The organism is Bradyrhizobium genomosp. III (genome assembly GCF_000261705.1).
Taxonomy (GTDB): domain Bacteria; phylum Pseudomonadota; class Alphaproteobacteria; order Rhizobiales; family Xanthobacteraceae; genus Bradyrhizobium; species Bradyrhizobium ottawaense.
Window position 1 is genome coordinate 1 of record NZ_AJQF01000120.1, and the last position, 7482, is coordinate 7482.

At 64.8% G+C, this 7482-nt stretch carries 8 protein-coding genes and 1 pseudogene; 5 read left to right on the plus strand and 4 right to left on the minus strand.

Annotation, left to right across the window (positions count from 1 at the left end; all coding sequences use genetic code 11):
- Window positions 1-182: pseudogene (locus IC66_RS47985) on the minus strand (hypothetical protein); the annotation flags it as partial.
- A gap of 411 nt (window positions 183-593) precedes the next feature.
- On the opposite strand from IC66_RS47985, the gene glgC reads away from it, so the two are divergent.
- The 3 genes from glgC to IC66_RS0110585 are packed head-to-tail and all read left to right on the plus strand — an operon-like array spanning window position 594 to window position 3605.
- A complete protein-coding gene (gene glgC / locus IC66_RS0110575; RefSeq protein WP_028145408.1) occupies window positions 594-1856 on the plus strand; it encodes a glucose-1-phosphate adenylyltransferase in 1263 nt (420 codons plus the stop codon).
- Complete coding sequence (gene glgA, locus IC66_RS0110580) at window positions 1853-3307, plus strand: glycogen synthase GlgA (RefSeq protein WP_028145409.1); 1455 nt, start codon at window positions 1853-1855, stop codon at window positions 3305-3307. Before glgC ends, glgA begins: the two co-directional genes overlap by 4 nt.
- Before the next feature lie 37 nt (window positions 3308-3344).
- Window positions 3345-3605: a SemiSWEET transporter gene (locus IC66_RS0110585; RefSeq protein WP_028145410.1), complete on the plus strand. Its 261-nt coding sequence runs from the start codon at window positions 3345-3347 to the stop codon at window positions 3603-3605.
- Between the two features lie 123 nt (window positions 3606-3728).
- Here IC66_RS0110585 and IC66_RS0110590 read toward each other — a convergent pair whose 3' ends face one another.
- Window positions 3729-4523, minus strand: a complete 795-nt coding sequence (locus IC66_RS0110590) for a DODA-type extradiol aromatic ring-opening family dioxygenase (RefSeq protein ID WP_028145411.1) — start codon at window positions 4521-4523, stop codon at window positions 3729-3731.
- A 150-nt stretch (window positions 4524-4673) separates the two neighbouring features.
- Here IC66_RS0110590 and IC66_RS0110595 point away from each other — a divergent pair, with 150 nt between their 5' ends.
- Complete coding sequence (locus tag IC66_RS0110595) at window positions 4674-4853, plus strand: hypothetical protein (protein ID WP_028145412.1); 180 nt, start codon at window positions 4674-4676, stop codon at window positions 4851-4853.
- A 7-nt stretch (window positions 4854-4860) separates the two neighbouring features.
- On the opposite strand, the gene IC66_RS0110600 is transcribed toward IC66_RS0110595, so the two are convergent.
- Together IC66_RS0110600 and IC66_RS0110605 are read right to left on the minus strand one after the other, a co-directional pair.
- Window positions 4861-6363, minus strand: coding sequence for a carboxylesterase/lipase family protein (locus IC66_RS0110600; protein ID WP_038947595.1), 1503 nt, complete (start codon window positions 6361-6363; stop codon window positions 4861-4863).
- An 81-nt stretch (window positions 6364-6444) separates the two neighbouring features.
- Window positions 6445-6693, minus strand: coding sequence for a hypothetical protein (locus tag IC66_RS0110605; RefSeq protein ID WP_028145414.1), 249 nt, complete (start codon window positions 6691-6693; stop codon window positions 6445-6447).
- A 188-nt stretch (window positions 6694-6881) separates the two neighbouring features.
- On the opposite strand from IC66_RS0110605, the gene IC66_RS0110610 reads away from it, so the two are divergent.
- Window positions 6882-7482 (plus strand): flavin-containing monooxygenase (locus tag IC66_RS0110610; RefSeq protein ID WP_038947596.1); only part of this gene is annotated, 601 nt, incomplete at its 3' end.

Here is a 7482-nt window from a genome sequence, read left to right on the forward strand (position 1 = left end):
AGGCCACCTCCACCCCATCCCCAGCCACGACCGCGCCAATGCACCTGCGCGACATCGTCACCGACAGCGGCCTTCATGGTCGCGACGTTTGTCGGCAGCGGTGCCGCTGCCGCCTGTTGAATTTGGCCGGCGATGACCACGCCGGCGACCGAACAAGCAATTGCCGTTTTCCAGATCCTCATCGACTTGCTCCCTGTCTGACGTCTTGCTTGGAAAAGGATCGCAGCGGCATGATCGGGCATCTTTGCGCCAAGTCAAAGCCCGGATTTTCAAGCCCGGATTTGCGTGCGGCGCACAAGCCTCGTCCAAGCCTCGTCCAAGCCTCGTCCAAGCCTCGTCCATGCCTCGTCCATGCCTCGCTGCGAGCCGGCTGCCGGCATGCGAGGCGAACCAACGTGCCCCGCTCTGCCCGACGTGACACCGGTGCGATGCCGGAGCCCCGCGGCCAAGGCAAAGCATTAAGCTTCTCGCCTGCGCAACCAACAACCTACTTCACGATTGACTATTCGTACCGTTACTATCGGTTCCAATGGCGCGAGGCTTCTCGCGACAAATAGCCTCGGCCTGCGCCGGGCGTGAGTGGGGAGGATGACATGAGTGCCGCGAGACCCGAGCCGCTTGCCCGTCAGGCGCTGGCGTTCGTCCTGGCCGGCGGACGTGGCAGCCGGCTCCTGGAACTGACCGACCGCCGCGCCAAGCCAGCCGTCTATTTCGGCGGCAAGTCCCGCATCATCGATTTCGCGCTGTCGAATGCCGTCAATTCGGGCATCCGCCGCATCGCAGTCGCCACCCAATACAAGGCGCACAGCCTGATCCGGCACCTTCAGATGGGCTGGAACTTCTTTCGCCCGGAGCGAAACGAGAGCTTCGACATCCTCCCCGCGAGCCAGCGCGTCTCCGAGAACATGTGGTATGTCGGCACGGCGGATGCGGTCTACCAGAACATCGACATCATCGAATCCCACGCCTGCCGCTTCATCGTGGTGCTGGCCGGCGACCACATCTACAAGATGGACTACGAGGTGATGCTGCGCCAGCACGTCGACAGCGGCGCCGACGTCACGGTCGGTTGCCTGGAGATGCCGCGGACGGAATCTTCGGGCTTCGGCATCATGCATATCGACGAGAACGGCTGGATTCAGGAGTTCCTGGAGAAGCCGAAGGATCCGCCGCCGATGCCGGGCAAGCCGGACGTCTCGCTCGCCAGCATGGGCATCTACGTGTTCGACGCGAAGTTCCTGTTCGAGGAGCTCAAGCGCGACGCCGAGGACCCGAACTCGAACCACGATTTCGGCAAGGACATCATTCCCTACCTCGTCAAGAACGGCCGCGCGATGGCGCACCAATATTCCACCTCCTGCGTGCGTTCCGGCAGCGACCCCCGCGCCTATTGGCGCGACGTCGGCACGGTCGATGCCTATTGGGCCGCCAATATCGACCTCACTGACGTCGTGCCCGAGCTCGACCTGTTCGACAGCTCCTGGCCGATCTGGTCCTATGCGGAGATCACGCCGCCGGCGAAATTCGTTCATGACGAGGAGAGCCGGCGCGGCCAGGCCGTGAGCTCGCTGGTCTCGGGCGGTTGCATCATCTCCGGCGCCTCGCTGCGCCGATCGCTGCTGTTCACCGGCGTGCGCATCAACTCCTACGCCAATGTCGAGAACGCCGTGATCATGCCCTATGTCAGTGTCGGCCGCGGCGCTCGCCTGAAGAACGTCGTGATCGACCGCGGCGTCGAGATTCCGGAAGGACTCGTGATCGGCGAGGACCCGGCGTTCGATGCCAAGCGCTTCCGCACCACCGAGCAGGGGATTTCGCTCGTCACTCAGCCGATGATCGACAGGCTCAATACATGAGGCCTGTTCGCGTCCTCGCGGTCGCTTCTGAAGTCTATCCCATCGTCAAGACCGGCGGCCTCGCGGATGTCGCCGGCGCGCTGCCGATTGCGCTGAAGGCGCATGGCGTCGAGATGCGCACCTTGATGCCGGGTTATCCCGACGTGACGCGGATCGTGTCGAACGCAGAGGAAATCCGGAGCTGGCCGGATTATTTCGGCGGACCGGGCCGGCTGCTCGCGGGCTCTCACGACGGGCTCGACTTGTTCGTGCTCGACGTGCCACATCTCTATGCGCGGCCGGGCAATCCCTATGTCACCACCGAGGGTGTCGACTGGCCGGACAATGGCGTGCGCTTCGCGGCGCTGTCGCGCATCGCCGCCGATATCGGCCACGGCCTCGTCCCCGCCTTCGTACCCGATGTCGTGCACGCCCATGACTGGCAGGCCGGGCTCGCGCCAGCCTATCTGCACTATGACAATCGCCCGCGACCCGGCACCGTGATGACCATCCATAACATGGCCTATCAGGGCAAGTTCGCTCCCGAGCTGATCGGTGCGATCGGCCTGCCCTGGCACGCGTTCAACGTCAATGAGATCGAATATTTCGGCGGCATCAGCTTTTTGAAGGCGGGCCTGCAATTCGCCGATCGCATCACGACGGTGTCGCCGACCTACGCACAGGAGATCCAGAGCGACGAAGGCGGCATGGGATTCGGTGGCCTGTTGCGCGCACGCGCAAACGTGCTGAGCGGCATCCTCAACGGCATCGACGTCTCGGTGTGGAATCCGCAGGACGATCCGCACATCGCCTACCGCTACGGCGCGGAGGACCTCACCTTCCGGGCCGCGAACAAGGCGGTGCTTCAGCAGCAGTTCAATCTCGACTCCTCCGACGAAGCGCCGCTGCTCGGCGTCATCAGCCGGCTGTCCTGGCAGAAGGGGCTCGATCTGCTGCTCGAGGCCATTCCGACCATTCTGGCCGAAGGCATGCAGCTCGCGCTGCTCGGCAGCGGCGACCGCGATCTCCAGGATCGCTATCAGGCCGCTGCCCGCGCCAATCCCGGACGGATCGGCGTCGTGATCGGCTATGACGAGATCCTGGCGCACCTGCTCCAGGCCGGCTCGGACGCGCTGATCGTGCCCTCGCGCTTCGAGCCGTGCGGCCTGACCCAGCTCTGCGCGCTGCGCTACGGCGCCGTCCCGATCGTCTCACGCGTCGGCGGGCTCGAGGACACCATCGTCGACATCGGAGAGGCCGACGCCGCCGACCGCGATGCCACCGGCTTCAAGTTCGCACCCGTGACGGCGGAGGCCCTTGCCGGCAGCTTACGCAAGGCCAACACCGCCTTCCACGACAAGCCGACCTGGCGCCAACTGCAACGACACGGCCTTGCGACCGACGTCTCCTGGCGCAACCGCGCCGGCGACTATGCCGCGCTCTATCGTGGGCTCACGGCGGAGCGTGCCTGAGGCATGACCGTCGTCGAATCCATGCTATAGAGCCGGCATGGACCCGTTCGTGATCAAGCTGATCGGCTTTGCCGCCGCCACCTGCACCACCGTGGCCTACGCGCCGCAAGCCATCAAGGTGTGGAAGACCCGCTCCACCGGAGACATCTCGCTCGGCATGTTCCTGGTCATGGTGCTGGGCCTCGCGCTCTGGCTGATCTACGGCCTGCTCTCGGGCGATGCGCCGCTGGTCGCCGCCAACGCCATCACCATGCTGCTCGCCGGCGGCATTTTGTTCATGAAGCTGAAATACGGGTGAGGTCGCGGGATGCCGTAGGGCGGATTAGCCGAAGGCGTAATCCGCCACCTTAATGCCGCACGACGGCGGATTACGCCAGCGGACTGCGCTTCGCGCAGCCGCGGGCTAATCCGCCCTACGAATTCATCCAAACACATACGACGCCATCGCGACGCCTGCGACCTCGTCGACGAAGACGCGCTTGCCGATATCGCTGCCGGCGGCGCCGGCGGCCACCATCAGCGGCAGCAGATGGTCCTCGCGCGGATGCGCCAGGCGCGCGCTCGGTGCATTCTCCCAATCCACCAGCATCGCGTTGCGGCGGGCCGGATCGGGGTTGCTGATCGCCTCGTTCAGATAGGCCTCGAAATCATACGAGACCGGCTTGGACTCGGGCCGGTTGAAGCCGCGCATGTTGTGATAGGTCAGCCCGCTGCCGACGATCAGGATGCCTTCATCGCGGAGCGAGGCAATCGCTTCGCCGACCCTGATGTGCTCGGCCGCATCGTAAGCAGACTTCAGCGACAGCAGCACGATCGGCATGTCGGCGTTCGGATACATCAGGCCGAGCGGCACGAAGGTGCCGTGATCAAAACCCTGATTGGGATCTTCCCGGCATTCCAGGCCGGCCCGCGTGAGCAGCGCCTTCACCTCGGTCGCCAGTTCGGGCCGGCCCGGCGCCGGATATTTGAGATGATAGGTATGCTCGGGGAAACCGTAATAGTCGTACACCATCGGCGGCTGCGCCGAGGTCGAGACGGTGAAGGCATCGGCCTCCCAATGGCCAGTGATGACGAGCACGGCCTTTGGTCTCTCCGGGAGAAGCTGCGGCAACCGGCCGAACTCTTCGGCGGTTCTGGCATATTGCACCCGCCGGTCCTCCATGAAGGGCCAGGGGCCGCCGCCATGCGACAGGAACAGGGTCGGAAATCGCGTCATGGGGCTTCGTCTCATCGGCACTCTGCGCGTGCCCGCGCGTCCGGCGGCGAGCATAGGCAAACCGGCATGGTTAGCAAGTCGTTAACGATTTGCCGCCCAAAATCCCCGGCGTGGCCGAAGCAGTCGGCCTGAAGACAAGTGAGACGTGAGATGAAGAAGTTTGCGCTGGGGGACGTCGTCAACAGTGACAAGGGCCGCCGCGGCATCGTTCGCGCCGCCTTCAAGTCGCGCGAAGGCCAGCAGTTCTATGCCGTCGAGAAGGACGGCGCGATGGACTATCTGGAGGAAGGCCGGCTGACGCCCGCGCCCCGCGTCGAGCTCGCCGCTTAAGTCCAGCTCATTTCTTGCTCTCGCCTGCGATACGGTCGAGACGCTCCGACCAGGGGTCGTCTCCGCTCGCGATGTGATCGTTCGCGATCAGCAGCAGGCGATCGCGGCCAGCGACGGAATCCCAATGCGGCAGACCGGGACCGTTGGGATCGCCGCTTCTGGCGAAGTTGATCCAATAGGACCGCATGCGGCTTGCGACCTCGCGATCAGCCCGCGAGAAGATGCCCGCTCCCGGCACGCCTTCTGCACCGAAGATGAACTGCAGCTCGCGCCCATGCCCAGGCCCAGGATTGGCGCGACGCGCCTCGGGCACATAGGCGAAGCGATAGCGAAAGGTCGCCGCGCCGCTTGCGGCATGCAGGCGCGCCAGCAGTCTTGCGGGCTCGGAAAAGACCTTGTCGGTGTAGAATCGTGCCGCAACATCCGAAGGCTTAACAAGAGAAGGCTTGGCGAGAGAAGGCTTGGCGAGATCAGGATAGAGCTTGCGCAGCTCATCGCTTGTGAGGCCTGACGCTGCAAGCTCCTCCTTGGCATCGAACTCGCCGTCGAAACCCGTCTCGTCGTCGTTCGAGCCGATGATCAGGGGAATGCGGCTTTGGTGTCCGGCCGCAAAGCCTGCCGCGATATCCTCGGTCACCAGAGCTCCGTCCATCATCGGCGCGAAGCCGTACCGCGATTGCTCCAGCAGACGGCTTTCGGCGGCAAGCAGGCGTCGCGGTCCGGCGGCACGCAAATCCGCCTGCGGTCCGAGCGCCGCCACGAACTGCCGGCCCATCGCCTGCGCATCCTGCGCCGAGCGCAGGGGCGCGCGAGCGGGCACCGATTGCAGAATGGCCTTCTGGAACAGATCGCGCGACTGCGCGGACAGCATCAGAAGCGCGATCGATGTCGCGCCTGAATCGCTGCCGAACAAGGTGACATTGTGCGGATCACCGCCGAAGGCGGCGATGTTGTCATGAACCCAATGCAGCGCGGCGATCTGGTCCATCAGGCCGTAATTGCCGGAGCCGCCGTCCGTCAGCGCAGGATCAGTGAGCCAGCCGAGCACGCCAAGGCGATAATTTGCGGTGACCACGATGAGGCCGGCCTGCGCCAGCCTGGCACCGTCGAACAGCCGCTCATTCGCGGTGCCGCCGATGAAGCCGCCGCCATGGATGAACATCATCACCGGCAGCGGGCCGTCGACCCCGAAGGGACGGAACACGTTCAGCGTCAGGCAATCCTCGCCCGCATCAGGCAAGGACGGCTGAAGGCACGGCGCGCCGTAATCGTAGGCGGTGTGCATCTCCGAACTTTCGGGCGTCGGCTGCGGCGGTCGCCACCGCAGTGCGCCGACCGGCGGCGCCGCATAGGCCAGTCCCTTGAACGAGGCCACCTCACCCTCGACGGCGCCGAGAATCTGTCCTTCACGCGTCAGCGCGAACGGAAACTGTCCGACCGGCTGCGCCACGGCCGAGCCAGCGCAACACAGGACAATGGAGGCCGCAAGAAGCGCGAGCAGGGATCGCATCTTCGGTGCATCTCGATGCGCGGAACGGTTTCCTGCAGGTTACGTCCGCGGCCGTCGGCGGAGCAAGCCTGCCGGCTCACACTAACCGCGCTTTGCGAGAATCGCCGCCAGTGCGTGCCGCGCGACGATGCCGAGCTCGCCGAGCGTGGAGTGCCCGGCCCGCGCGGCTTCGATCAGGCGTTCGGCGATGAACCTGCGGCTGTCGTGATCGCCGCCATGCGGCAATTGCCTACACGTCTCCTCCAGGACGACGTCCATGTTCGCTTTGGTCCGCTCACTCAACTCTGTCATGACGCCCGGCCGGTACGCGTGGCTTGTAACCGCAAGCATACACAGGCGGATCGGGCATGATTAGCCCGGGCAATCACGGCCATTGTGCATCGCGGTGCGTGTAGTGCCGCAACATTCACGCGCCACGGTGACGCCGCAAACGCCTACCGAAGATTGCACTTGCTGTGATGACAAGCCGTGCATGTGGCTATAGCCTGCCGGCAAAACAAAACATACGGGAGGATGTCATGCCTGATGCGATGGTTGCCACACGTGCCTCCGATGAGCGCGGAACCGCTCAGCAGGTCGATGTCGCCGTGGTCGGCGCCGGCTTTGCCGGCCTCTATCTCCTTCATCGCCTGCGCAAGGCCGGCCTCTCGGCGGTCGGGCTCGAAGAGGCCGGCGACGTCGGCGGCACCTGGTACTGGAACCGCTATCCGGGCGCGCGCTGCGACATCCAGACCATCGACTACAGCTACACCTTCGATCCAGAGCTCGAGACGGCCTGGACCTGGTCGGAGAAATACGCGACCCAGCCCGAAATCCTGCGTTATCTCGGCTTCGTCGCCGACCGCTACGACCTCAGGGGCGACATCCGCTTCAGGACCAAGGTCACCGAAGCCAAGTGGGACGAGAAGGCCGAGCGCTGGCAGCTGACCACGGACAATGGCCCACCGGTCTCCTGCCGCCACTACATCATGGCCACCGGCTGCCTCTCGGCGCCGAAGCCGCCGGAGATCGACGGCGTCAAGGATTTCAAGGGTGAGGTCTATTTCACCGGACGCTGGCCGCATGGCGGCGTCAATCTCGCGGGAAAACGCGTCGCCGTGATCGGCACCGGCTCCCCCG

Coding starts and splice junctions, on each gene's coding strand:
- glgA (WP_028145409.1), top strand. CDS start 1,853: ATGAGGCCTGTTCGCGTCCTCGCGGTCGCTTCTGAAGTCTATCCCATC.
- IC66_RS0110605 (WP_028145414.1), bottom strand. CDS start 6,693: ATGCTTGCGGTTACAAGCCACGCGTACCGGCCGGGCGTCATGACAGAG.
- IC66_RS0110595 (WP_028145412.1), top strand. CDS start 4,674: ATGAAGAAGTTTGCGCTGGGGGACGTCGTCAACAGTGACAAGGGCCGC.
- glgC (WP_028145408.1), top strand. CDS start 594: ATGAGTGCCGCGAGACCCGAGCCGCTTGCCCGTCAGGCGCTGGCGTTC.
- IC66_RS0110585 (WP_028145410.1), top strand. CDS start 3,345: ATGGACCCGTTCGTGATCAAGCTGATCGGCTTTGCCGCCGCCACCTGC.
- IC66_RS0110600 (WP_038947595.1), bottom strand. CDS start 6,363: ATGCGATCCCTGCTCGCGCTTCTTGCGGCCTCCATTGTCCTGTGTTGC.
- IC66_RS0110590 (WP_028145411.1), bottom strand. CDS start 4,523: ATGACGCGATTTCCGACCCTGTTCCTGTCGCATGGCGGCGGCCCCTGG.